The sequence below is a fragment of the Pseudonocardia sp. CA-142604 genome (assembly GCF_050948475.1).
Classification (GTDB): Bacteria; Actinomycetota; Actinomycetes; order Mycobacteriales; family Pseudonocardiaceae; genus Pseudonocardia; species Pseudonocardia alaniniphila.
In genome coordinates this window covers 3,762,726-3,784,516 of sequence record NZ_CP192045.1, presented here as the reverse complement: position 1 = coordinate 3,784,516, position 21,791 = coordinate 3,762,726, and the positions used below count along the sequence as shown (strand labels likewise).

Sequence of the window (21,791 nt, the reverse complement as noted above, 5' to 3'; positions counted from 1 at the left end):
CGTTGCCGGACTGTTCTTGATGGCTTGCATCGGACTATTCGGAGTCGCCGCCTGCGGCGCCTCTCCATATCCGGCAGACCCCTCTGCACAGCCAAGGTCGGATAGTCGCGCACTGAGTGAATTCGTTGAGCAATGCAGGCAGAATGTCGACAGTTGGCAGCGAGGTCAGGCGCTCTATCCAAAGGAGCTCAGCGTCAAGCTGGACGAATCGGTCAGCTATATTGCCGGAATTGATGTCAGCGGCGGATCTCAGCTTCGCGAGCGTCTCCCCGACGGCGTGCCGTATTCCGACGTCCCGCTGGAGGTGCGATGCGGCCTTGGCGCACGGCTCGTGAGCACGACCAGTTCCGCAGAAGTCGACAAGAGCGACTGGCAGCTGCAGGAGTTCGATGAGACAGGCAAGCTTCAGTGGGCGTGGACGGTCACGGGGAAGCAGCCGGGCGACCATGCCCTGAGGCTTGAGCTTCGGCCCGCGGTCGCGGTTGTCGGCGGCGGCTATGTCCTACCCGCCGGCGAGTCACCCGCGTCCCAGGTGGTCATGCTCGAAACGGACCTTCACGTCACCTCAACGTTCCTGCAGAACGTCTACATCTGGTGGGACACCAACTGGGACAAGATCGCTTTGATCGCGGCGGGACTTGGGGCTGCAGTACTTGCAGTGCGACGTTTCCTGAAGAACTTGCGCGATGGGTCCGAGGACACCCCCACATAGGACGGTCACGGCGCGATCCCGGTTCACCTGAACTCCTCCGGCCCAGCCGGCGCCGAAGCCCGCAATGAGCCTGCACTTGCCGGTGACGGGCGGCCGACGACCTCGACACCCACGCCGCGCGAGGCGACCAGCCGACCTTCTCCGCGCGGGCGCGGGCCGGGCCGCGACGCAGATGGTCCCACTTCGCCACCGAGCACGCCCGGGGCGAAGTGCCTTGTCGCATCCGAACCGAGCCCCCTCGTTGATCAATCTTCCCGCCTCTCGACTAACCTGCATACGTCACTCTCGGGACATCCTGAATTTTCGCTGAGTTTAAGATTTCTTTACCTTTTTATGGTGCTACGGTCCCGGCCGTGCATTTGCGGGCGAGACAGAGCACCAACAAATATCCAGTTCGTCGTGAATCGGATGGACTGCTTCTCACGGATCTCCTGATCGACATCGCGACCGTGAGCACGCACCTGCTCGAGCGCCTGGAGCAGAACCAGATCCTGGATGCTTTCCTGCTCTCCGCTGGTGCCGTCCAGATCGTCGAGGACCACCTGCAGCGGGACACTCTGACGCTGCGGCGCGCGGCCGGCGCGATCGGCGGCACAGGATCGTGGGCGCTGCGTGCCCTGGCCGGTGCGGCAGAGCACTTGCGGCGGCCCCGGGAACATGCAGCCATCTCGTGGTGCACGATGGCGCGGCAGCTGCGAGACGATCTGGCCGGCGCTGTGATGGGCGACGGGCTGAGCGAGAAGCACCGGCGGCACGCGGTGACGATGGCGCGGGCGCTGCGCGAACTGATGCCGGGCTTGCCTGCCCGGCTCCGTCGGGAGCTGCTGCGCATGCCTGGGTGCTTCCGGAGCTTCGACATGCAGCCCGCCGACACTGCGCGCCTGGCGGAGGCCTACGCCCCGAGCGTCTCAGGACGGCCGGTCCTCGTCGTCGGTGTGCGCACCTCCGGCAGCTACCTCGCCCCGCTGGTCGCGGCAGCACTGCACGCTCTGGGCACGGAGGCGGTCACGATCACAGCACGTCCCGGCCATCCGCTGCTGCCGGCCGACCGGGGCGCTCTTCGCAGAGTGCTCGCCGCAGGCGGCACGGTGGCAGTGGTGGACGACCCGCCAGGATCCGGGGCCGCGCTCCGGTCGGTGGTCGACCTCCTGACATCCTCTGGTGCACCTGCCGCGGTGATCACGCTGTTGCTGCCACTGTTCGACGGCGCGGTCCCCGGTCCGCTCGCTGACATCGCCCGCGTGGAGCTGCCGTTCACGAGGTGGGCGGTGCACAGGTTGCTCACTCCGGACGCGATCCTGGAGGCGTTGTCCTGCCTCACGGGTGAGACGTTCACCGACGCCGAGCGCCTTCCCGCTGACACCGTGAACGGCTCCGGGCGCAAACACCTCCGGGCGACGTACCGGGTCCGGACCCTCGACGGCGACCAGCGGCTCATCGGCGTGCTCGGCACGGGAATCGGTTACCTGGGGCGCCACGCGCTGGCGGTGGCCGCCGCCGTACCGGATCACGTTCCGCACATCTACGGCGTACGGAACGGGCTCGTGTTCCGCGAGTGGGTCGGCGAGTCCGACCGCGTCACCGTGGCCGATCCCGCCGACGCCCCCGCTTACGCCGCCTACGTCACCGCACGGGCCGCCGCCCTGCCGGCTGTCGCCGATCGCAGCCTCCAGATGTCCGGGAGACAGCCCGTCTGGGAGATCGCGACCCGGCTCCTGTCGACCGGCTACGGGCGGGCCGGCCTCGCGCTGCGCCTGCCCGTACTGGACCCGGCCGTGCGCAGGCTCTGTCGCGCAACCCGGCCGTCGGTGGTCGACGGGGCGACCGGCTTGGATCACTGGTTCCGCGTCGACGGTGCCCTGCAGAAGATCACGGCCGACGTCCGGGCGTTCTCCAACCAGGACCGCAGCTGCTACGACCCCAGCTTCGACCTCGCCGGTGTGGATCCCGGCGGACGCAACGGCACATTCGTCGCGGCGCTGCAGGCTGCCCACCCGGTCGATCCGGAGCGGTTCCTGCTCTACCAGCTGGTACATCTGCAGGATCCGGATTCAGGGAGGACGAGAAACCAGCGGGCGTCCTCACGGGCCGTGGCCCGTTACCTCGCCGAGCGCCTGCCCGCCCTCGGCCCGCCCGCCGACGGTCCGCTGTGCGCCATTGACATCGACGGAGTGCTCGAGGCCGGCGCGTTCGGCTTCTCCGCGATCACCCCCACCGCGGTCACCGCCCTGCGCGCGCTGGCCGCGCATGGTTATCGGCCGGTGCCGGTGACCGGCCGCAGCCTGGACGAGGTGCGCGAGCGCTGTGAGATCTTCGACCTCGCCGGTGGGGTCGCGGAGTACGGCGCCGTGACCTACACCCACCTGGACCGGCACGTCCGATCCCTGCTGCCCCCGGACGACCAGGAGCTGGTCGACCGGCTGCGTGACCTGTTGCGCTCGGCACCGGACGTCACTGTCGACGACGACTTCAGGTTCAGCGTTCGCGCCTACCGCGCTGGAGCACGCCGCGGTCCGGTGCCGGCGTCCACACTGGACACAGTTCTCACTGCTCTCGGGACGGACCGGCAGCGGCTGCGGATCATCCCGGGACTCGGACAGACCGACATCGTCGCCGCCACCATCGACAAAGCCAGCGGACTGGCGCAGCTGGCACGACTGACCGGTGCCGCCCCCGTGCACCTCGCGGTCGGCGACTCGGCCTCGGACGTCCCCATGTTCGCCCTTGCCCGGCATGCCTGCGCTCCCGCCAACGGCGATGACACCGTCCGTGCCGCGGCGGGCGTGCAGGTGCTGAGGTCTGCGTACGCCGCCGGCCTGGCCGAGGCTGCGGCTCGTGTGCTCGGGCACCGGGTCGGTGCGTGCCCGCAGTGCCGACCCGCACCATCGAGCCGGGAGACTGCGACGCTGCTGGCGATCCTCGACGCGCAGAGCGGCGGACGGAGAGGGCTGCCCGGCGCGGTGCTGCGATCGGCGACGAATGCCATCCGGTCCGCGGGGAGCGGGCACCGGGTGACAGATCCATCTGTTCGGCTGATCATGGCGGCCACCGAGCGATGATCACGTCTCATCGATCCCGGACAGATCCTCCGGCACGTCGAGAACCGTCCAGAGCTGATCGAGCTCGGTCACCTCGAACTCCGGCAACTGCTCGAGCAGACGCAACAGCTCCGGACGGGCGTCCGCCGCGCCGGCGGTACGCAGCAGGGTGGCACGGTTGACCGCCTCCCCCACGAAAGCGTCGGCGACGAAATCGAGAACCTCGATGCGCGTCACGGGGACGCTGGACGGATCCGGCAAACCGGAGAAATCCTTTATCAATCCCAATTCAGCCTCCGTGCGCGAACGGCAGCAAGCCGCGCCCATCAGCACCCCAAGTTGCGACGAGCAGCAGGTACAGACCATATTGGCCGCGTGCTGAACGGACGCTGAGGACGTTTCCGGGGCTGGGTCGGGAACCATCTCGTGACCGTTCGATACACGGACCACATCTCCGCGTGTCACGCGGCCTGTGGAGAGCCCGTCTCGGCCAGTACTCGGGTTTGTCGGCGCCGGGTGAAGATCTGGTAGCACAGGCAGATCACCAGAAGGCCGAGCAGTACTGCGGAGGCACCGTAGGTGCCGATGCCCAGTCCGCCCTGGTCGCGCGCCTTGCTCAGGGTGTTGCCTGCGTTGGCGCCGAGTGGCCGGGTCAGCACATAGGCGGCCCAGAAGATCAGGGTGCCGGAGATCGGCGTGAGGTAGTGGGCGCCGAGCAGAACCAGTAGTGCCGCGCTGATGATGACCGTGCTGGTGATGTACCCGGCGCCGAGGCCGCTGTTGTCGTGGGCCAGGTAGTCGCCGGTTGAGGTGCCGAGGGTGTTGGAGATGAGGGTGGCGATCCAGTAGAGCGACTCGTCCTTGCGGGATTCGATTCGCTCGACCTGCATTGTGTCGCCGGTGAACCGCCACACCACCAGCACCACGACCAGGGCGGCGATCAGGATGAGCGCACCGGTCCCGTAGCCGAGTCCGAGGGTGTCGTTGATGTAGTCGGAGATCTCGGTGCCGACCAGGCTGGTGGCCAGAATGACCGCCCAGAACAGGACCGGGTGGAAGGTACGCACCCGCAGCTGTAGTGCCAGCACGATCACGAGGAAGCCGACGAAGATCCCTATACCTGCCAGGTAGCCCAGGTCGAGGGTCTGCCCGACGACGTCACCACCGGTCTCACCGAGCGTGGTGGCGAGGATCTTCATCACCCAGAAAAGGGCGGTGATGAGCGGTAATTTCGCCACGAACGACTCTGGCCGGCACACGTTGATACCCACGTATTACTCCCATGCTCACCCGTTTTCACTTTTTCGCCCACACGGGACATGACGGCACGTCGTGTTCACTCACCCATATCAGCGGGTCGGACAAACGGTGGCCGCGAGGAACACGTCTCGCAATGACGCCCGGAATCAGTGCGGGCTGACCCGACTGCGATATCGAAGCTAGCGGCCCGACGTTAGGAACAGGCAAGGCAGCAGTATCGGCAGGCTAGATCCACCACAATTCCCGCGCCCGGCGGTCTCGCATATTGTCGACTGGAGGCGAAACCGGCGGGTTGAGCACCGTGCGGACCACCGGGACGAACCGCCGGCAGGATGGCCGTGGCCGGCCACGGCGCAGCCAGAAGTCACGGCTATCGGCCCACGCCAAACGCAGGTAAGCGCTGGGCAAGAAGTTCGGTCGAGTTTCCGAGACGCCCAGGCCTGCGTTTGCCGTGGTTAGCTCGCTGTATGGCACGACTGCTTGTGGTGGAGGACGACGAGATGATCGGCCAGGCACTCCAAAGGAGCCTGACCGCGCACGCCCATGAGGTCAGCCTGATGCCGACCGGGAAAGGGGCGCTGCGCGAAGCCGGGCGGAGCAGCTTCGACCTCGTCCTGCTCGACCTGGGCCTGCCAGACCTGGACGGCCTCGCGGTCTGCAGGGAGCTGCGCACCGCGCAGGCCGACGCCGTCATCGTCATGCTGACCGCGCGCGACGAGGAAATGGACGTGATCATCGGCCTCGAAGCCGGCGCCGACGACTACCTGACCAAACCCGTGCGGCTCGCCGAACTGCACGCCCGTATCCGCGCCCATCTGCGTCGCGGGGAGTCGATCGCACACGCCGACGTGAGCGGACCGACCCGGCTGGGTGATCTCGTCGTCGACCACGCCGGCCGCCGCGTCACCCTCGCCGGCCGCGACCTGCCGCTGCGCGCCAAGGAATTCGAGCTGCTCGCCAGGCTCGCGGCCCAGCCAGGTGTTGCCGTGAGCCGGGACACGCTGATGTCCGACGTCTGGGACGAACATTGGGTGGGCTCCACCAAGACGCTCGACGTGCACATGGCGGCGCTGCGCCGCCACCTGTCGACTGCGCCCGAGGGCGCGGATGTCCCGATGATCGTGACGCTGCGCGGACACGGCTACCGGCTCGACGCCCCGCCCACGTCCTGATCCGGGAACAGCTCTGATTTTGCCGGCTGCTTGCCTGTCTGGAGGGCGACCTGAACCTGCAGGTCAGTAGCGTCTCATTCGTGCAGGTCATCGTGCTGTACGCGATTGCGGCGCCCACGAAGGCGCGGCACGGCCAGGCCGCCGCATGACCGTCCATCCGAGTGGAGACGATCAAAGACAAGCGGCCGAACTCGTACGATGCGCCGTCGACGACGGACGTATCGGGGTCCGGGACGCCGGGCGGCTGCTCTCGACCACCTACCGGGCCCGCACCCGCCGGGAACTGGACGGCGTGGTGGCCCTTCTCACCACGCCGGGCCGTGACGTGTCCGATCGAGCGGCCTACCTGCGCGCCGTAGTGCATATCGTGCTGTTCGCGGCTGCAGCCACTGTGCTGCTGATCGCCGCGCTGCACTCCGTCGACCCGCTGAGTCCGCACTGACCGGGTCTCGCAGGCCCTGTGTGTCACCCCGAACACCCCTGGAGGCCGAACGCCCGTGCGGAAACGGATCATCGTCCTCACCCTCGCCGCAGCAGTACTCGCGATCGCACTGTTCGGGTTGCCCCTGGCCGGGGTCGTCGTCAGCTACCTCGCCGACGATGAGCAAAGCGAGCTGGACCAGGTCGCCACCGTCGCCGCTCTCACCGTCGCCGTGGATCTCGCGCGCGGCAACGCACCTCATCTACCGACCTCGTCGGAGCAGGCGGACGTCGCTCTCTACGACCGTTCCGGCCACCGCATCCTCGGCACCGGACCCACCGTCGCCGACAAGTCCGTCTCCGAGGCCCTCGCCGGCACGAGCGCCGACAACGACGACGGCACCGTCGCCATCCAGGTGATCGGCAACGACCCGCGCGCCGGAGCGATCAGGGTGTACAGCTCACCGAGCGAGGTCTACGGGCAGGTCGCGCTGGTGTGGGGAGCCATGCTCGCTCTCGCCGCGACCGCGGTGGCCACGGTACGGGTGGTGGCGCACCGCCAGGCGGGCCGTCTCGCGGGCCCGCTCGAACAGCTCTCCGCTGCCGCCCGCCGCCTCGGCGACGGCGACTTCACCGCACGCGCACCCCGCGTGGGCATTCAGGAGATCGACTCCGTCGGCGAGGACCTGGACACCACTGCCGACCGGCTCGGCAACCTCGTCGCGCGCGAACGTGCTTTCACCACCGACGCCTCACACCAGCTCCGCACCCCGCTCGCCGGGCTCCGGCTCACCCTCGAGTCCGCGCTCGACGACCCGTGCCAGGACTCCCGTGTCGCGATGACGGACGCCGTGCACGCCGCCGAGGGTCTCCAGCGCACGATCGACGACCTGCTGGCGCTCGCCCGCGACACCAGGACCGACCGCGCCGAGCTCGACCCGGACCAGCTCCTCACCGACCTCGACCGGCACTGGCGGCCTGCGCTGGTCAACACCGGCCGGGACATGCTGGTGAACGTCGAGCCCGCGGTACCGGCCGCCGCCGCGTCGGCCGCAGCGGTCCGCCAGGTTCTCACGGTGTTGATCGACAACGCCGTGCGCCACGGCGACGGCGTGGTCTCGGTCGCCGTCCGCGACGCGGGTGGAGCGGTCGCCTTCGACGTCTCCGACCAGGGCAAGGGCATCGCGGTTCCGATCGCCGAGCTGTTCGAGCGCCGGTCCGGCCGGGCGAGCGGGCACGGCATCGGGCTGGCGCTCGCCCGCAGCCTCGCCGAGGCCGAGGGCGGGCGGCTCGCGCTCACGCAGCCCGCACCGCCGACCTTCACTCTCCTGCTACCCGCCGCCGACCACGATCCCGAGACCCCGCGGTCCTCAGCCGAGCCGTCCTACGGCTGATCCGGCCCGTCACGCAGTGATCTCGCCAGGAGCAACGGCGCGGCGGCAACGGTGGACGGCTCGACCACGTCCGAATCGTCTATCGCGCCCAACCGCTCCGCAGGTAGGCCGGTTACCGAGACGAGGGCCGCGAGTCGTCCGTCCTGTCCTCTACCTTCCTCACCCCGCACACGCGCTGCACCTTCTGTTCCCGGCCGCGGCGAGCCAGGCGCGCCGCCAAGCGGAGCGAGCGGCGGGGTAGCTCGAGCAGGGTGACGAGGGACCGGTAAAGGCCGCCCGGAACGCTGAGCGTCCGCTGCTTTCGCAGGTCGCTGAGGCAGCGGTCGACGACGTCGGCCGGTTCCAGCCACAGCGGTGATCTCGACGAGCCCACCGGCCTTCCGGCTCGGAGGTGCCTGCCCGTGCGTATTCGGCCCGGACAGATCGCGATGGCCCGCACGCCCGTGCCGGGCAACGACGCGGCGACGGAGTCGGTGAAGCTCAACACCCATGCCTTGCTGGCGCTGTAGGCCGAACCGGGTGCTCCCAGGTAACCGGCGAAGCTGCCGACGTTGATGACGACACCGTGGCGGCGTCGAATCATGCCGGGCAGTGCCGCACGTGTCAGCTGCAGCACCGCGGTGATGTTGAGATCGACCTCGGCCTGAAGATCCGCAGGGGACGCCTCGTCGAACAAGTCGTGAGTTCCTACGCCGGCATTGTTGACGAGGATGTCCACCGGCTCGCCCATCGTGCCGTCGAGCCGCTGCTCGACGATCGCGCGCTCGCCAGGCACAGCGAGGTCGGCGGGCAGGACCTCCACCTCCACACCGTGCTCGACGCGAAGCCGTGTGGCCACCGCATTCAGCCTCTCCCGGTCACGCGCGACGAGAACGAGGTTGTGCCCCTGGGACGCCAGATGTTGTGCGAAGGCGGCGCCGAGTCCGGTGTTCCCACCCGTGACGATTGCAGTAGACATGACCGGGAACGCTATTGAGGACTCCTGAAACGACACTGAGAAACTGAAAACAAGCTGAAGATCAGGCGGCACGCTCACAAAAATATGTCGAGACACCCGCTCGCTCGGGAACAGTTGACCCTATCGGGCAAGAAATTCTGGCTCGCCGGTCACGCCTCGGCAGGTCGACGGGCTACGCCGATCGTGCTGAGATCACCTCACTGTCACGCTTCACCGGATAGCGTCGTTAGTCTGATTCTCGCGGGCGCCCGCGCCCGAGATCACTCGATCCGACAGAAACGGAGTGCCGGAGTGGGCCTGCGCGAGCACTGGAGGTTCATCCGCAAGTTCGTCCAGCATGCGGCCGCTACCGGCGAGCAGTGGGCAGTGATCACCAGGGTGGGGCGCCGTGCCGCCGGCATGGTCTCGCTCGACCTGGAGATCCACAGTGGTGGGCGGGAGCCGTTCGCCGTCTCAACCATAACGAGCGTGCCGCGGCACGTCGCCCCACGTGTCGGCCAGCACGTCGCATTCTCCATTCCGCCGAGTAGCGACGACCTGCACATCCACTATGAGGTCGCGTGGGACAGGCCGCCACGTTATGGCACGTCACAGGAGCGCGCCGAGCTGCGCGACCAGGTGGCCGGGCTCGTACAGCCTGCGCCGGGTGAATCAGCGGCCACCCACGCGGAGCGGCAACGGCGCGTCCAAGAACTCTTCGACCGTTTGGGGGCCCGTCCCCGGCGGCCACCCCACTGAATTACAGCCTCGCACCGCGGCGGCGGGGCGCATGCCGCGGCGGGAGAAGCATCGCTCGGGTCGATACATCTGCCGGCTACGGCCAGAGCAGACCGCGCCGCCATCCATCGCCGGCACGGGTGTAGACGAGCCGGACGTGCCTGCGCCGCTCCTCGCCCTGCCAGAACTCCACCTCGTCCGCCTCCAGTCTGTACACCGTCCACCCGGGAGCCACATGTGCCGGCTCGGCGATGGCGAGCTCGGTGGACGCGTCGAGTGCGCGGTCGCGTTCGGCGAGGCTCGCCACCGGCTCGCTCTGGTTGCCGAGCAGGCCGACGCCCCGCGCCCCCGCCGAGCGGGCCATGAAGTCCGCCGCGCTGTCCTCGGCATTCGCCACACTCACGAGGCCACGAACCCGGACCTGCCGACCGAGCGATGGCCAGTAGAACGTCAACGCCGCCCACGGCGTGTTCGCCAACTCCTTGCCCTTGCGGCTCTCCGAGCCCGACGCGAACGCCCAATGCCCCGCGTCCAGGTATTTCAGGATCAGCACACGTGCCGTTGGCCGACCCGACGGATCCACGGTCGACAGCGTCATCGCGTGCGGCTCGACGACTCCCGCATCGACCGCCGCCGCCAACCACTCCGCGAACAGCAGATCCGGATCGGGCGGCGCAGCGTCCGGATCGAACACCGGCAACGGCCCGGCAAGTGAAGGTAGGCGCCGCAAGCTCGCGGCGGACGTCATATCCCCCATGGGCAACGACCCTACTGACGGGACACCACTCTGCGACGCGGTCCGGTTGCGGGCCGGCGATGTCGGCTCCTGCGGTGGAAGCGTGGTTCGATCAGGTCACACCGATCGTGCCCGCGGTCGCGTCAGACGATCTTGTGCTCGAGGAGGCTGCGCGCGCAGTCCACGACGACGTCCGCCGCCGGGCGTGGCTGCCAACCCAGGATCCGGCGGGCCTTCTCCGTGCTGTGCCGGTTGCGCCGGCCGAGGCCCGGCATGATCGGCCGCAGCGACCGGTCCACCACCGCCGCCAACCGGACGGCGACGTCGGGAAGCTGGCGGGTCGGCACCCCCGTCCCGGCGTCGCCGAGCCCGGCCCGCAACGCCGCGGCGATCTCCCGCATCCACATGAACTCACCGGTTCCGAGGAACCGCTCGCCTGCCGCGGCGGGGGCGATCATGGCCCGTAGGTGGAGGTCGGCGACGTCACGGACGTCGACCACCTCCAGCCCGATCCGGGGCACCCCGGGCATGCGCCCCTGCAGGAGCCTTTGCACGATTCGCACCGACCCCAGGTTCGCCGTGCTCAGGAGCGGCCCGAACACCGCACCCGGCAAGACCGTCGCCAGTGTCGTGGGTCCGGCGTGACCGGCCATGAAGTCCCAGGCAGCCCGTTCGGCGAGCGTCTTCGAGCGCCGGTACGCCGGCAGCGACGGATGGTCGAGGGTCCATAGTGTCTCGTCGGTGCACCCGTCCGCCGTGTAGGACGCCGGGCTGGCCGCATTGGCAGCCGACGTCATGACGACCCGCCTCACCCCGGCCGCCGTCGCGGCCCGCAGCACGCGCAGCGCGCCGTCGCGCGCCGGGGCGATCAGTCTGTCCGCGTCGCGCGGATTCTCGTCGCCGAGTGGCGACGCGACGTGCAGCACGTGCTCGCACCCCGCGACCGCGCCGCCCCAGCCCGCGTCGGCGGTCAGGTCGGCGACTGCGAACTCCAGCCGGTCCCCCGGGTCGACGATCGTCGACACCCCGTCGCGGACCGCCTGCTCGCGCGCCGCCGAGCGGACAGTCGTGCGCACCCGGTAGCCCTGCTCCAACAACATGGCGATGCACCAACCGGCCAGATAGCCGGTGCCGCCGGTCACGAGGACCCGCTGCTTGACGTCGTTCATGCTGGTGTCATCCCCTGAAAAGGCCATAATGCGGAGCACTCTCCGCGATATCGAAAACTAGCGGAGAGCTCTCCGCGAGTCAATGCGGACCCAACCGCCGGAGCACGGAAGACCGATGAGCACCCGATGACCAGCGACAGCACGCGCAGCACGTACGCGACCCAGCGCCGGGCGGCGGCCCGCAACCACGCGGCGATCCTCGACGTCGCCCACGACCTGCTCGCCGAGTCGCCGACCGCATCGATGAACGAGATCGCCAAACGGGCCGGCGTGGGAGCGGGCACGCTCTACCGCCACTTCCCCACCCGCGAGGCGCTCATCCTCGCCGTCTACCAGCACGACGTGCAGAAACTCGTCGATGCCGTCGACGAAATGATCGCCACCCGCGCACCCGACGACGCGTTCGTAGCCTGGTTCGAGACCCTTGCCCACTACATCCGGCTCAAGCACGGCCTCGGAGAGGCCCTCCACAACGCAGCGATCCAGGACGCGATCAACGAGACCTATGCCCCGGTCGTCGCCGCGGTCGCCAAGCTCCTGGACGCCTGCGTCGCCGCCGGCACCGTGCGAGCCGGCTTCGACCCCGCCGACGTCCTGCTGATCATGGGCTTCCTCTGGCGCGTCGGCCCGGACGAGGACGGCGAGGAACAAGGCCGACGGCTCGTCCGGATCGTCTTCGACGGCATCCGCGGCCACGATCCGGCCTGAGACCCGCGACCGCACACCCCAGCTCCTACGGAGCCGACGGCGGGCGCTGGTGACACGTTCGCCGACCTGCACTCCGTTAGCGTCGGTCCATGCCGATCGCCACGTACAGCCTCACCGCGCTCGACTGCCCTGACCCACGCGCGCTCGCCGAGTTCTACAGCCGGATCACCGGATGGCCGATCACCCCGCAGAAGCACGCCCACTGGGCCCAGCTCGACACGGGAGGCGCCGGCGCCACGCTTGCGTTCCAGAGGATCGAGGAGGGCGAGTACCGCCCGCCGGAGTGGCCCGGCCAGGATCACCCGCAGCGCGCCCATTTCGACTTCGACGTCCCCGACCTCGACGCCGGTGAGCGCGCCGTGCTGGAGATCGGCGCTCGCAAGCACGACCTGCAGCCGAGGCCGCACTCGTTTCGCGTGTTCCTCGATCCCGTCGGCCATCCGTTCTGCCTGGTCAAGGTCTGACGACACCCGGGAGTGCGTTCAGCGCGGATCGCGGAAGAACGCGTGGACGTCGTCGACGACGAGCGTGTCCGGCGAATTGCCCACCGTCGAGGTAGCGCTGAACTGTCCGAGGCGGCGCCGGACACGTTGCGCCGGGCGGCCTCCATCCATCCCATCACCGCCCTGCAGACCGAATGGTCGCTGTGGGCGCGGCAGATCGAGGACCAGATCGTTCCGGTATGCCAGGAGCTCGGCATCAGCGTGGTGCCGTACAGCCCCCTCGGGCGTGGCGCCCTCACCGGTGGGCTCACCTCGCGCAGCCAGCTCACCGAGGATGACGCCCGCCACAGCATGCCGTGGTTCTCCGAGGAGAACTTCGACCGCAACCTCGCCGTGGTCGAGCTCCTGCGCCGCATCGGTGCGGAGCACGACGCCACGCCCGGGCAGGTTGCGCTGGCCTGGCTGCTGGCCAAGTCGCCCGACATCGTCCCGATCCCCGGCACTCGCCGCCTCGCATTCTTCGAGGAGAACACCCGAGCCGCCGAGCTCACGCTCACCGCGGAACAGATCGCGGAGCTCAACAGCATCACGGTGATCGGGGAGCGCGAGCGCGAGTCCGCGATGCAGGCCCGCAACTGGACCGACGGAGTCACCCCGCCACGGTGACCGCGAGCCGCAGGATCAGTGATCGCTCGTGGCCCTTCATCTGTGATTTCGCAGCTGCGAGCGGAGAACCCCTCGACACGCCCCGCTCGCAGCCTCGCTAGGTACCGCAATTGAATGACTCAATCAGACGAGGCTATCGTTCGGACTACTCACGGCTGGGCGCGTTCCAGCACAGCAAGAAACGTCTCCAACTCGATATTGCGGCCGCACAGTACGGCCGCCACCTTCTTGCCACGGTACTGCGCGGCGGATTGGAGCATTCCGGCCACCGCCACCCCGGCCGAACCCTCGATGATCCAGCGCTCACCTTCGGCCACCATACGCATCGCGTGCGCAATTTCCTCCTCACTGACGGTCACCGTCTCGTCGATCACCTCCTGGCAGACGGCAAAGGCCGTCGAACCGGGTTCCACGGCACCGGCCGAGCTCTCGGAAAGAGTTTCACGCGCCGGGGTCTCGACGATGCGGCCGGCATTCAGCGAATCGAGCATCGACGTTGACGCTTTCGGCCAGACACCGACCACACGAGTTGCGAATCCGAGGGCCTTGAGTGCGGTCCCTACGCCGCCGATGAGACCGCCACCGCCCACGGACATGAACACGGCGTCGAGGTCGGGAGCCTGCTCGACCAGTTCCACGCCCAGAGTGCCCTGCCCAGCGATCGTGTCCAGATCGTTGGAGGGCGCGACGTACGGCTTACCCTGGAGCTCCGACTGCCGGCGTGCTTCCTTCTCCGAGTCGAGCAGAGATCCGTCGACCACGACGAGCTCCGCGCCCAGCGACTCGATCGCGGCCATCTTCGACTTCGTGGCCGTGGTCGGAACGTAGACGGTGACGCCAACGCCTGCCAGGACGCCGGCGCGAGCAACGCCGAGCCCGTGATTGCCCGTGGAGGCCGTGATCACCCCTGACTGCCTCGCGGCTGCACCGAGCATGCGGAGCTTGTTCGCAGAGCCGCGGACCTTGAACGAGCCGGTCGGCATCAGGTGCTCCGCCTTCAGCCAGACGTCGCACCCCGACTCACGGGAGAGAAGTGTGCTCTGCACGAGCATCGTCACCGGAACATCGGGGCGAATACCGCGGTGGGCATCCACGATTCTGTCGAAAAGGGTCACAAGAATCAAACTCCTCCGAGTCGACGAACGGAGCGATCATGACGCGCGAGTAGGCGAGTTTCATGCGGGATCACATTCACGACCGTCCCCACGATCCCCACGCCCAGCTCAGCCCTCGGGAGAAATCGATTCGAGGGACAATCCCGTGGTATCCGGACCGAGGGCTGCGATGTCGATGACCAGCAGGGTCATCGCCACGGCAACCACCAGGAACATAGCGGTGGCGCCATAGGCGTCGAGCACGGGAAGGAGCACGTACGGCATCGCGGCCGTCGCGAGCCGGGAGATCGAATAGGCTGAGCCGGCAGCGGTGGCGCGCAACGACGTGGGGAACAGTTCGGCTTGGTAGGTGTGAAACGTGTTGGCGAAGAAGTTGCTGACCGCGGTGTAGCAGAAGCCGAAGACCACGATCCCGGCCTCCGTTGACGAGCAGCCGAACGCGAGGCCGAACACCGCCATTCCGACAGCGCTTCCGATGATGAGCCGGGGCCGCTGAAAGCGTTCCATCACGGGCAGTGACAGCGCCGAACCCACTGGATAACCCAGGAACGTCAGCGCCGTGAACGTCAGCGACTGGGTCAGGTCGAATCCCTTGGCTGTGAGCACGATCGGGACCAGGGATCCGAAACCGTAGTAGCCGAAGGACTGCAGGATGTGGAACACGTACAGCATGACGGTCCGGGTGCGCCAGGGCCGGCTCAGGAGCGCGCCGACCCTGATTCGCTCGGGGCGATCCGCCCGACGTTCGTCGCGCACGTCGCCGCGTTCCGGTTCGTGCACGCCGGCCGATCGTTCGAACCGGCGAACGATGTTCTCGGCCTCGGCACGACTACCCCGTTCGCTGAGCCAACGTGGCGATTCGGGCAGCCCGGTGCGCAGAATCCACACCGCCAAGGAGCCGATCGCCCCCACGAGGAACAACCACCGCCATCCTTCGAGGCCCAACAGGGTACGGCCCACCAGGCCGCGGGCAAGGAAGCCGGCTATCGGGACGCCACAGAAGCCGATGGTGAACGCCCACGCAGTGGCGCGGCCGCGGACACTCGGCGGCACCAGATCCGCGATATAGGCGTCCACGAGTGGCAGCTCGGCACCGATACCCACTCCGGCGAGGAAGCGGCAGACCACCAGCATCCAGATGTCCGTGCTGAATGCGCCCACGAGCGAGAAGACCGAGTAGAAGGCCAGCGACACCAGCAACGCTTTTCGCCGGCCGATTCGATCACCGAGGCGCCCGATCGTCAGCGCACCGATGGACGCGCCGACGAACGCTGAGGCGAGCAGTGGTTTCAGCTCGCTGGCGGAGGCGCCGAAGTCCCTGACGAGGACCAAACTCACAGTGCTGGCGAGAAAGAGGTCATAGAGGTCGAAAAACGTCGCTACACCAACCACCGCGATGACGTACCTGTGATACGAAGTGACCGGGAGCCGATCGAGACGGTTGGCCAAGTCGCTACCGGCGACTGTCATGAACAAAACTCCCTGACTGAGACATCACTATGACTTCGAACGCGTGTTCTCCGCACGAAGCAGCGCTCGGACGACGCGCTCCGCGATGGATCGGTTCGGCGGATCCCGTGCTGAGAACTGATCACCGTGGGGGGTGTTCCACCGGCCGCGGACCAGCAGTAAGCGCGTCGCCCGGCCGCGACGAACTCGTGGCTGGTGCCGAGACACCAGCGCGAATCAGTTCGGCTCCGCGTTCCGCGATCATGATCGTCGGCACGTTGGTGTTCACCGAGACGATGCGGGGCATGACCGACGCGTCGATCACCCGGACGTTCTCGACACCTCGCACCCGCAGGTCCGGGGTGACCACGGCATCGTCTCCAGACCCCATTGCGCAAGTGCCCACCGGATGGCAATACGTTCCCGTGGCGCGTCGGACGAACTGCTCGAGCTCGTCGGCACCTGTTGTCTCCCCGCCGGGATACAGTTCGGCTCCCCGCCATCCGTCGAAGGCACTGTCGGCAACGATCGCGCGTGCTGTCTCGACGCCGTGGACGAGACGGGTGCGGTCATCAACATCGGTCAGGTACTGCGGGTCGATCAGCGGCGACGGAAGCACAGATCACCGCTCGGTACCGACTCCATCCGCCGGAAATAGGGCAGCACGTCGTCGAACGCCCATCCCGTGGCGCCTTGTCGCGCCCACGTGTCGTAGTCGTTGCGATGCCCACGCAGGTAGACCATCGCATTGATCGCACTGCAGCCGCCGACGGTGCGTCCACGCGGCCACGCGACCCGGGTCCCGTTCATCTCGAATTGCGGGGTCGTGCGGTACGCATAGTCGAGGTCGCCACCCAGCAGTGTCGGCCAGGCGGCTGGCGCGCAGATCTCCCGGCGGACGTCACGTGATCCGCTCTCGAGGAGGAGAACGCTCACGTCCGGCTTCTCGGACAGCCGGGAGGCAAGAACGCATCCCGCCGAGCCGGCGCCGACAATGACGTAGTCGAAGGCCAAGGCCATCAGAGCTCCTGAATCTATGATCGCTGTGGCCGGCCCACGGCGAGGCTCGTGAACACTGGCTCCTCACGAGACATGGATGTCCCGGTAGGCCCGACCGAGGCCGCGGGAGGTGCTTCCTGGCGTCGTCCGGATCGACGTCCGCGCCGGCCGGCGCGGACGTGGCATCGGCAAGCTCACGGTGGCCGATCTGCTCGGCCACACAGCAGTGCGCCGAACAGAGCCCGCGGCCTCCACATCGAGGCAGAACCACTACTTTCCGGGCAAGTCGATCTTCACAATCCCGTACTGTTCCCGTCCCAACACCGCGAATCTGCGATCACGACCGATACGCGAACGATGAGGGGCACAGGCTTTCGGCGTCCATACAGGCTGAGAGCGGGTCACTCCGCAAACGCTATGAGGTCACTTCGCATGCGGCCAACGAGAGTTCGGAATTGCTGGTATGCGTTGTCGTCATGGACTTCGGCAACGTCCCGCTGGTCGCGTTGCGAGTGTTTCGCGAGGTGGCCGAGCGGCGCACGCTCACCGCGGCGGCGGCAGCTCTGGGGTACACGCAGTCGGCCGTGTCGCGGCAGATCGCCTCGCTCGAGCGGGCCGCGGGCACGGTGTTGCTCGAGCGGGGCCACGACGGGGTGCGGCTGACCGGGGCGGGGTACGTCGTGCTTCGCCGGGCCGCTGCTGTGCTCGACGAGATCGACGCCACCGCTCGCGAACTGGCCGGCCTGCCGAGTGAGGGGGGTACGGTGCGGCTGGGGTGGTTTCCCAGCGCCGGTCTCATCCTGGTGCCCCGGGCGCTCGCGGCGTTGCGTCGCATGCACCCCGCCATCTCGGTGACCAGCCGGGAAGCCAGCACGCCCGACCTGGTCCGCGCGGTGCGGGCGGGCAGCATCGATCTCGCCGTCGTGGGCTCGCGGCCGCCGTTTCGGCCGCTCGACACCGAGTCACCCCAGCTGGAGGTCGAGACGCTGACCGAACGCTGCCTGTACCTCGCGGTTCCCGCTACGCATCCGCTCGCCGCGGCCGAGGTCGTGGACGTCGGTGAGCTGCGCGGGCAGCGCTGGATCGCAAGCCCGTCCACCAACGACCAGCCGCGTCTGGGGGTGTGGCCCGGCCTGGACGAGCGGCCCGAGATCGCCCACAGTGTCCGCGACTGGATGGCCAAGCTGAACCTCGTGGCCGCCGGGTGCGGTGTGACGACCCTGCCCCGCTCGCTGCTCGAGGCCGTGCCACCGGGGGTACGGGTGCTCACGGTCCACGGTGGCCCGGACGAGCAACGGCGCATCCTGCTGACGCGCCTGCCCCGCCCACTCACCGAACCCGCGGCCCGGCTCGCCGACGCCCTACGAGCCGCAATAGCCGAGATCGGCCCGTCTTTCCGACCGAGCTGATCGACGTCACAGTGACCTCGCCGAGCGTGCCCCCAGCGCCGCTGCCGATGTCAGGCGAGTACGGGAACAGCCCCGCCGCGGAGCTCAGCTCCGGAACTCCTCGAACATGACTTCGTGGCCGTCCGGGTCCATGCCGTAGAAGATCCAGGCCCACCCGACGTCCTCGGGCTCCAGCGTGACCCGCACGTCCCTCCCGACAGAGACACCGCGGTCCCATCGGCCGTTTCGGTGATCAACCCGGCAGCACCTCACGAACCTCCTCACGCAGCTCCTCGAGTGCCCGCTCCGGAACGAGCGGCAACGCACGTCGGACCGCTGCGATCCCCACCGTGGCGAGCACGCCGGCCGCGATGGCGAAAACGACCGTCGCGATCGTGGCTGCCAACGTCGGGGGGAAAACCTTCTCCAGCATGCGCAGGATCAGCACAGTGGAAGTACCGGCAGCCAACCCACCGAGCACGACGGCGACGCCGAGCACCAGCGCCCCCTCGGACGCCACGCGGAACTTGCCGGCCAGCTCCTCCTGCGCGTTGTGCAGCTCATCTTCGAGCAGGTCGCGCAGGTCCTCGACGAAGTCGCGGATCGCTTCGGCACCGGAGTTCTCCGTGCTGGGGCTCCGGAGTCGACCGGAACCTCCGGCACGGGTGCCCACCGATCCGCGTGACGTCGTCATGGAGATCTCCTCGTTTCATGCTGCGGGTCGCTCCGGGCGGAGCTGCTCTTGCCGCGCATCTGGAGTGCCCGCGTTTGCAGTCGACGAACCTGAATGGGCCGCTCGATCCTGTGGTGTGTCTGCAGCCCTCTGAGCCGGCCGGCCTGCTCAGCGGCGCGGCAGCAGCTCGGCCTGCCGGGAGCGCACCTCGGCGCGGATGGCCGCCATGACGGAGGCCGCCGCAGGCCGGCGCAGCCGCCCCGCGGCCAAGCTGGCGTGGTAGGTGGGGACGACCGCCACCTCGTCGAACAGCACGCGGACCAGCGAGCGGTCCCGCTCGGCGACGAACGCCGGTAACAGTCCGATGCCGGCGCCATGCACGGTGGCCTCCAGCTGGACGTGAACGCTGGTCGAGCCGAACGCCGCGTGGCTGTCGGTGCCGAAGCGATCGAGCACGTCCAGATCCTCCACCCGCAGCAGGCCCTCGATGTAGTAGATCAACGGATGCTCGGCCAGCTCCGAGGTCGAGCGGGGTGTGCCCCGCGCCCGCAGGTACTCCCGCGAGGCGTAGAGGCCGAGCCGATAGTCGGTCAGGGCCTCGGCGCCGGCTCGGTTGCGCACCGGGTCGCCGACGCCGATCTCGATGTCGGCGCCCACCCCGTACGGGCTCGGCCGGGTCTGCGTGATGATCTCGATCTGCAATCCGGGGTTCTCCCGGTGAAGCCGGGCCATCACCGGCGTGACGACGAAGGCGCCGAGCGCCTCACCGGTGGCGATGCGGATCAGCCCGTTCAGCTCACCCGGGCCGGGTTCGGGCAGCCCGCTGAGCATGCGGACCCCGTGCACCGCCGACTCCACCTGCTCGCAGGACTTCAACAGCCGCTGGCCCATCGCGGTGAGCGTGCAGCCCTGCACTCCCCGGTGGACCAGCGGCGACTTCAGCTCCCGCTCCAGTGCGGCGACCCGCCGGGACACCGTCGAATGGTCCAGCCCGAGCGCCGCACCCGCCTTCAGGAAGGAGCCGCAGCGGGCGATCTCCAGCAGCACGATCAGATCGTCGGTTCGCAGCGGTGCCTCCTCGAGTCGCCACCCCTGTGCAGCTTTGCACACCCGGTGCGTTGCATCGTGCCTTCCTGAGGCGCTGATCGCGCGTGAAACTCGTGCCAAGCCGGTTCCGGCGAGCGTGCCGGAGCCGGTGACGGCCCGTTTCATTTCCGAGCAGCTTCAGAACGGTCCCCTCTCTGCTCACGGCCGGGGAACCTTCCACGGGAAACCGGATCACAGGGAGCTCGAGACAGGAGGAGCATTTCGTGGACACCACCTGCACCGCAGCACCGCCCGGCTCCTCACCGCCGTCCCGACCGGGTGCGCCCCGGCCCGGGCGGGTGCCGCTGCGCGCGGCCGCAGCTGGATTGCCGGTTTCCTTCATCTTGATCTGGAGCAGCGGCTACCTGGTCGGCGACATCGGAACCAACTCATTGCCGCCGTTCACGCTGCTGTGGTGGCGGTTCGCGGTCGCCGGCCTGGCCGCGTTGGTCGTCGCGCTGATCGGCCGGGCGCGCTGGCCCCGCCGACCCCGGCAGTGGCTGCACCTGATGATCATCGGCATCCTGCTGCACACGGTGCAGTTCGGCGGGGTGTACGTCGGCATGAGTATCGGCGCGCCCGCCGGCCTTTCCGCGCTGCTGGTCGGCACCAGCCCGCTGGTGATCGCTCTGGTCGGCACCTTCGCGTTCAACGAGCGGATGAGCCGAGTTCAGTGGGTCGGACTACTGCTGGGCGTGGTCGGGGTCGCTGCGGCGGTGCAGTCGCAGCTGGGCGGCGGTGTCCCCACGCTCGCGATCCTCGCGGTGCTGGTCGGGCTGGCCGGCATGATTGCCGGAACCCTCTACCAGAAGCACTACGGGCCACCGGTCGACGTGCGCTGCGGCCTGACCATCCAGATGTTCGCCGCCCTCGTCACGACGACCACCGCCACCGCCGTCAACGGCGGCTTCGAACCACCTTCCGGCACCGAGGAGATCACCACCGTCCTGTGGCTCGCGATCGTCTGCTCCCTGGGCGGTTTCGGCCTGCTCTTCGCCCTGCTACGACGGCGCAGCGGTGGCGCGGCCACCAGCTACCTGTTCCTCGTGCCCCCGGTCACCGCTCTCATCGCCGTCCCGCTCTTGAGCGAGCCAGTGAGCACAGGAATGCTCGTCGGAATTGCAGTCGCCGCCTGCGGCGTAACCCTGGTCACCCGTCAACCCACTCCGACGAAGAACGCGATCCGACACGTCAGGAATTCACGTCGTCACTGAGCGCCATCGGGCGTGACCGTGTTACGCAGCTGCCCTTGCGGCAGCCGACAGTTGCGCAGTAACGCACAGGGGCCGGCCGCGGCGAACGGACGACGGCGATCCCGTCGACCGCGGAGCGCGTCCGGACCGCCGGCATCGCGTTGCTGCGGTGGACGCCGGCGCGTCGCGGGTCATCGCGTTGAACCATGGCGGGTGACAGCTCGACGGGGTAGCGACATGGTCGCGGCGCCGGCTCTGTGTGCAACGCCGTTGTGGATCAGCTCGTGCCTCGGCGGGCCGGGCCCGGCGCATCAACCAGTTCGTGCCCGACGCGGTGCCGGCAGCGCTCGCGTCGCACGGCGTAGCAGCGTTGGTGACTTCGGCCCTACTTCCAGCACATCGGCTATCTCCAAGGATGATTCGGGAGGAGCAACATGGTTACGAGCACGTCCGGTGGCTTCCTCCGCACGAGACGCGCATCACTCATGTTGGAGT

Annotated in this window: 22 protein-coding genes; 11 read left to right on the top strand and 11 right to left on the bottom strand. The window is 68.4% G+C overall.

The window, feature by feature from the left end; genetic code table 11:
• Window positions 1–19: 19 nt before the first annotated feature.
• Window positions 20–712 carry a hypothetical protein gene (locus ACQPZQ_RS17265; protein WP_433296916.1) on the top strand — a complete coding sequence of 231 codons (693 nt, stop codon included), beginning with the start codon at window positions 20–22 and terminating at the stop codon, window positions 710–712.
• Window positions 713–1,161: 449 nt separating this feature from the next.
• Window positions 1,162–3,771 carry an HAD hydrolase family protein gene (locus ACQPZQ_RS17260; RefSeq protein ID WP_433296914.1) on the top strand — a complete coding sequence of 870 codons (2,610 nt, stop codon included), beginning with the start codon at window positions 1,162–1,164 and terminating at the stop codon, window positions 3,769–3,771.
• On the opposite strand, the gene ACQPZQ_RS17255 is transcribed toward ACQPZQ_RS17260, so the two are convergent.
• Window positions 3,772–4,173 (bottom strand): hypothetical protein, encoded by a 402-nt coding sequence (locus ACQPZQ_RS17255; protein ID WP_433296912.1) that lies wholly within the window; start codon window positions 4,171–4,173, stop codon window positions 3,772–3,774.
• 38 nt (window positions 4,174–4,211) lie between these two features.
• Complete coding sequence (locus tag ACQPZQ_RS17250) at window positions 4,212–5,021, bottom strand: COG4705 family protein (RefSeq protein ID WP_433296910.1); 810 nt, start codon at window positions 5,019–5,021, stop codon at window positions 4,212–4,214.
• Window positions 5,022–5,477: 456 nt separating this feature from the next.
• Between ACQPZQ_RS17250 and ACQPZQ_RS17245 the strand changes: the two genes are divergently transcribed.
• The 3 genes from ACQPZQ_RS17245 (at window position 5,478) to ACQPZQ_RS17235 (ending at window position 7,996) form a co-directional block, all read left to right on the top strand.
• Complete coding sequence (locus ACQPZQ_RS17245) at window positions 5,478–6,182, top strand: response regulator transcription factor (protein ID WP_433299253.1); 705 nt, start codon at window positions 5,478–5,480, stop codon at window positions 6,180–6,182.
• Between the two features lie 145 nt (window positions 6,183–6,327).
• Window positions 6,328–6,624 carry a hypothetical protein gene (locus tag ACQPZQ_RS17240; RefSeq protein WP_433296908.1) on the top strand — a complete coding sequence of 99 codons (297 nt, stop codon included), beginning with the start codon at window positions 6,328–6,330 and terminating at the stop codon, window positions 6,622–6,624.
• A 55-nt stretch (window positions 6,625–6,679) separates the two neighbouring features.
• Entirely contained in the window at window positions 6,680–7,996 is a 1,317-nt protein-coding gene (locus tag ACQPZQ_RS17235; protein ID WP_433296906.1) for an ATP-binding protein, read from the top strand.
• Between the two features lie 112 nt (window positions 7,997–8,108).
• Here ACQPZQ_RS17235 and ACQPZQ_RS17230 read toward each other — a convergent pair whose 3' ends face one another.
• Window positions 8,109–8,954, bottom strand: a complete 846-nt coding sequence (locus ACQPZQ_RS17230; protein ID WP_433296904.1) for an SDR family NAD(P)-dependent oxidoreductase — start codon at window positions 8,952–8,954, stop codon at window positions 8,109–8,111.
• A 291-nt stretch (window positions 8,955–9,245) separates the two neighbouring features.
• On the opposite strand from ACQPZQ_RS17230, the gene ACQPZQ_RS17225 reads away from it, so the two are divergent.
• Window positions 9,246–9,692, top strand: coding sequence for a hypothetical protein (locus tag ACQPZQ_RS17225; protein WP_433296902.1), 447 nt, complete (start codon window positions 9,246–9,248; stop codon window positions 9,690–9,692).
• 76 nt (window positions 9,693–9,768) lie between these two features.
• Here the strand turns inward: ACQPZQ_RS17225 and ACQPZQ_RS17220 are convergent, their stop codons facing one another.
• Together ACQPZQ_RS17220 and ACQPZQ_RS17215 are read right to left on the bottom strand one after the other, a co-directional pair.
• The gene (locus ACQPZQ_RS17220; RefSeq protein ID WP_433296900.1) at window positions 9,769–10,428 is read right to left on the bottom strand and encodes a pyridoxine/pyridoxamine 5'-phosphate oxidase; all 660 of its coding nucleotides are present in this window, start codon (window positions 10,426–10,428) and stop codon (window positions 9,769–9,771) included.
• 122 nt (window positions 10,429–10,550) lie between these two features.
• Window positions 10,551–11,576 carry an NAD-dependent epimerase/dehydratase family protein gene (locus ACQPZQ_RS17215; protein WP_433296898.1) on the bottom strand — a complete coding sequence of 342 codons (1,026 nt, stop codon included), beginning with the start codon at window positions 11,574–11,576 and terminating at the stop codon, window positions 10,551–10,553.
• A 126-nt stretch (window positions 11,577–11,702) separates the two neighbouring features.
• On the opposite strand from ACQPZQ_RS17215, the gene ACQPZQ_RS17210 reads away from it, so the two are divergent.
• From ACQPZQ_RS17210 to ACQPZQ_RS17200, 3 genes are all read left to right on the top strand, one after another.
• Entirely contained in the window at window positions 11,703–12,284 is a 582-nt protein-coding gene (locus ACQPZQ_RS17210) for a TetR/AcrR family transcriptional regulator (protein ID WP_433296896.1), read from the top strand.
• Between the two features lie 89 nt (window positions 12,285–12,373).
• Window positions 12,374–12,748: a VOC family protein gene (locus ACQPZQ_RS17205; protein WP_433296894.1), complete on the top strand. Its 375-nt coding sequence runs from the start codon at window positions 12,374–12,376 to the stop codon at window positions 12,746–12,748.
• 42 nt (window positions 12,749–12,790) lie between these two features.
• Window positions 12,791–13,393, top strand: coding sequence for an aldo/keto reductase (locus ACQPZQ_RS17200; RefSeq protein ID WP_433296892.1), 603 nt, complete (start codon window positions 12,791–12,793; stop codon window positions 13,391–13,393).
• A 149-nt stretch (window positions 13,394–13,542) separates the two neighbouring features.
• Here ACQPZQ_RS17200 and ACQPZQ_RS17195 read toward each other — a convergent pair whose 3' ends face one another.
• From ACQPZQ_RS17195 to ACQPZQ_RS17180, 4 genes are all read right to left on the bottom strand, one after another.
• Window positions 13,543–14,508, bottom strand: a complete 966-nt coding sequence (locus ACQPZQ_RS17195) for a threonine/serine dehydratase (RefSeq protein WP_433296890.1) — start codon at window positions 14,506–14,508, stop codon at window positions 13,543–13,545.
• Between the two features lie 108 nt (window positions 14,509–14,616).
• On the bottom strand, window positions 14,617–15,978 hold the full coding sequence (locus tag ACQPZQ_RS17190) for an MFS transporter (protein ID WP_433296888.1): 1,362 nt from the start codon (window positions 15,976–15,978) through the stop codon (window positions 14,617–14,619).
• Between the two features lie 121 nt (window positions 15,979–16,099).
• On the bottom strand, window positions 16,100–16,576 hold the full coding sequence (locus ACQPZQ_RS17185) for a GMC oxidoreductase (RefSeq protein WP_433296886.1): 477 nt from the start codon (window positions 16,574–16,576) through the stop codon (window positions 16,100–16,102).
• Window positions 16,558–16,977, bottom strand: a complete 420-nt coding sequence (locus tag ACQPZQ_RS17180; RefSeq protein WP_433296884.1) for a GMC family oxidoreductase N-terminal domain-containing protein — start codon at window positions 16,975–16,977, stop codon at window positions 16,558–16,560. Before ACQPZQ_RS17180 ends, ACQPZQ_RS17185 begins: the two co-directional genes overlap by 19 nt.
• 455 nt (window positions 16,978–17,432) lie before the next feature.
• On the opposite strand from ACQPZQ_RS17180, the gene ACQPZQ_RS17175 reads away from it, so the two are divergent.
• Window positions 17,433–18,365 (top strand): LysR family transcriptional regulator, encoded by a 933-nt coding sequence (locus tag ACQPZQ_RS17175; RefSeq protein WP_433296882.1) that lies wholly within the window; start codon window positions 17,433–17,435, stop codon window positions 18,363–18,365.
• Between the two features lie 232 nt (window positions 18,366–18,597).
• Here ACQPZQ_RS17175 and ACQPZQ_RS17170 read toward each other — a convergent pair whose 3' ends face one another.
• Together ACQPZQ_RS17170 and ACQPZQ_RS17165 are read right to left on the bottom strand one after the other, a co-directional pair.
• Entirely contained in the window at window positions 18,598–19,038 is a 441-nt protein-coding gene (locus tag ACQPZQ_RS17170) for a phage holin family protein (RefSeq protein ID WP_433296880.1), read from the bottom strand.
• Window positions 19,039–19,185: 147 nt separating this feature from the next.
• Window positions 19,186–20,064: a LysR family transcriptional regulator gene (locus ACQPZQ_RS17165; RefSeq protein ID WP_433296878.1), complete on the bottom strand. Its 879-nt coding sequence runs from the start codon at window positions 20,062–20,064 to the stop codon at window positions 19,186–19,188.
• A gap of 263 nt (window positions 20,065–20,327) precedes the next feature.
• Here ACQPZQ_RS17165 and ACQPZQ_RS17160 point away from each other — a divergent pair, with 263 nt between their 5' ends.
• Entirely contained in the window at window positions 20,328–21,317 is a 990-nt protein-coding gene (locus ACQPZQ_RS17160; RefSeq protein WP_433296875.1) for a DMT family transporter, read from the top strand.
• Window positions 21,318–21,791 lie beyond the last annotated feature (474 nt).

Coding starts and splice junctions, on each gene's coding strand:
- ACQPZQ_RS17205 (WP_433296894.1), top strand. CDS start 12,374: ATGCCGATCGCCACGTACAGCCTCACCGCGCTCGACTGCCCTGACCCA.
- ACQPZQ_RS17220 (WP_433296900.1), bottom strand. CDS start 10,428: ATGGGGGATATGACGTCCGCCGCGAGCTTGCGGCGCCTACCTTCACTT.
- ACQPZQ_RS17215 (WP_433296898.1), bottom strand. CDS start 11,576: ATGAACGACGTCAAGCAGCGGGTCCTCGTGACCGGCGGCACCGGCTAT.
- ACQPZQ_RS17255 (WP_433296912.1), bottom strand. CDS start 4,173: ATGGTTCCCGACCCAGCCCCGGAAACGTCCTCAGCGTCCGTTCAGCAC.
- ACQPZQ_RS17245 (WP_433299253.1), top strand. CDS start 5,478: ATGGCACGACTGCTTGTGGTGGAGGACGACGAGATGATCGGCCAGGCA.
- ACQPZQ_RS17265 (WP_433296916.1), top strand. CDS start 20: ATGGCTTGCATCGGACTATTCGGAGTCGCCGCCTGCGGCGCCTCTCCA.
- ACQPZQ_RS17240 (WP_433296908.1), top strand. CDS start 6,328: ATGACCGTCCATCCGAGTGGAGACGATCAAAGACAAGCGGCCGAACTC.
- ACQPZQ_RS17210 (WP_433296896.1), top strand. CDS start 11,703: ATGACCAGCGACAGCACGCGCAGCACGTACGCGACCCAGCGCCGGGCG.
- ACQPZQ_RS17230 (WP_433296904.1), bottom strand. CDS start 8,954: ATGTCTACTGCAATCGTCACGGGTGGGAACACCGGACTCGGCGCCGCC.
- ACQPZQ_RS17180 (WP_433296884.1), bottom strand. CDS start 16,977: ATGGCCTTGGCCTTCGACTACGTCATTGTCGGCGCCGGCTCGGCGGGA.
- ACQPZQ_RS17170 (WP_433296880.1), bottom strand. CDS start 19,038: ATGACGACGTCACGCGGATCGGTGGGCACCCGTGCCGGAGGTTCCGGT.
- ACQPZQ_RS17175 (WP_433296882.1), top strand. CDS start 17,433: ATGGACTTCGGCAACGTCCCGCTGGTCGCGTTGCGAGTGTTTCGCGAG.
- ACQPZQ_RS17190 (WP_433296888.1), bottom strand. CDS start 15,978: ATGACAGTCGCCGGTAGCGACTTGGCCAACCGTCTCGATCGGCTCCCG.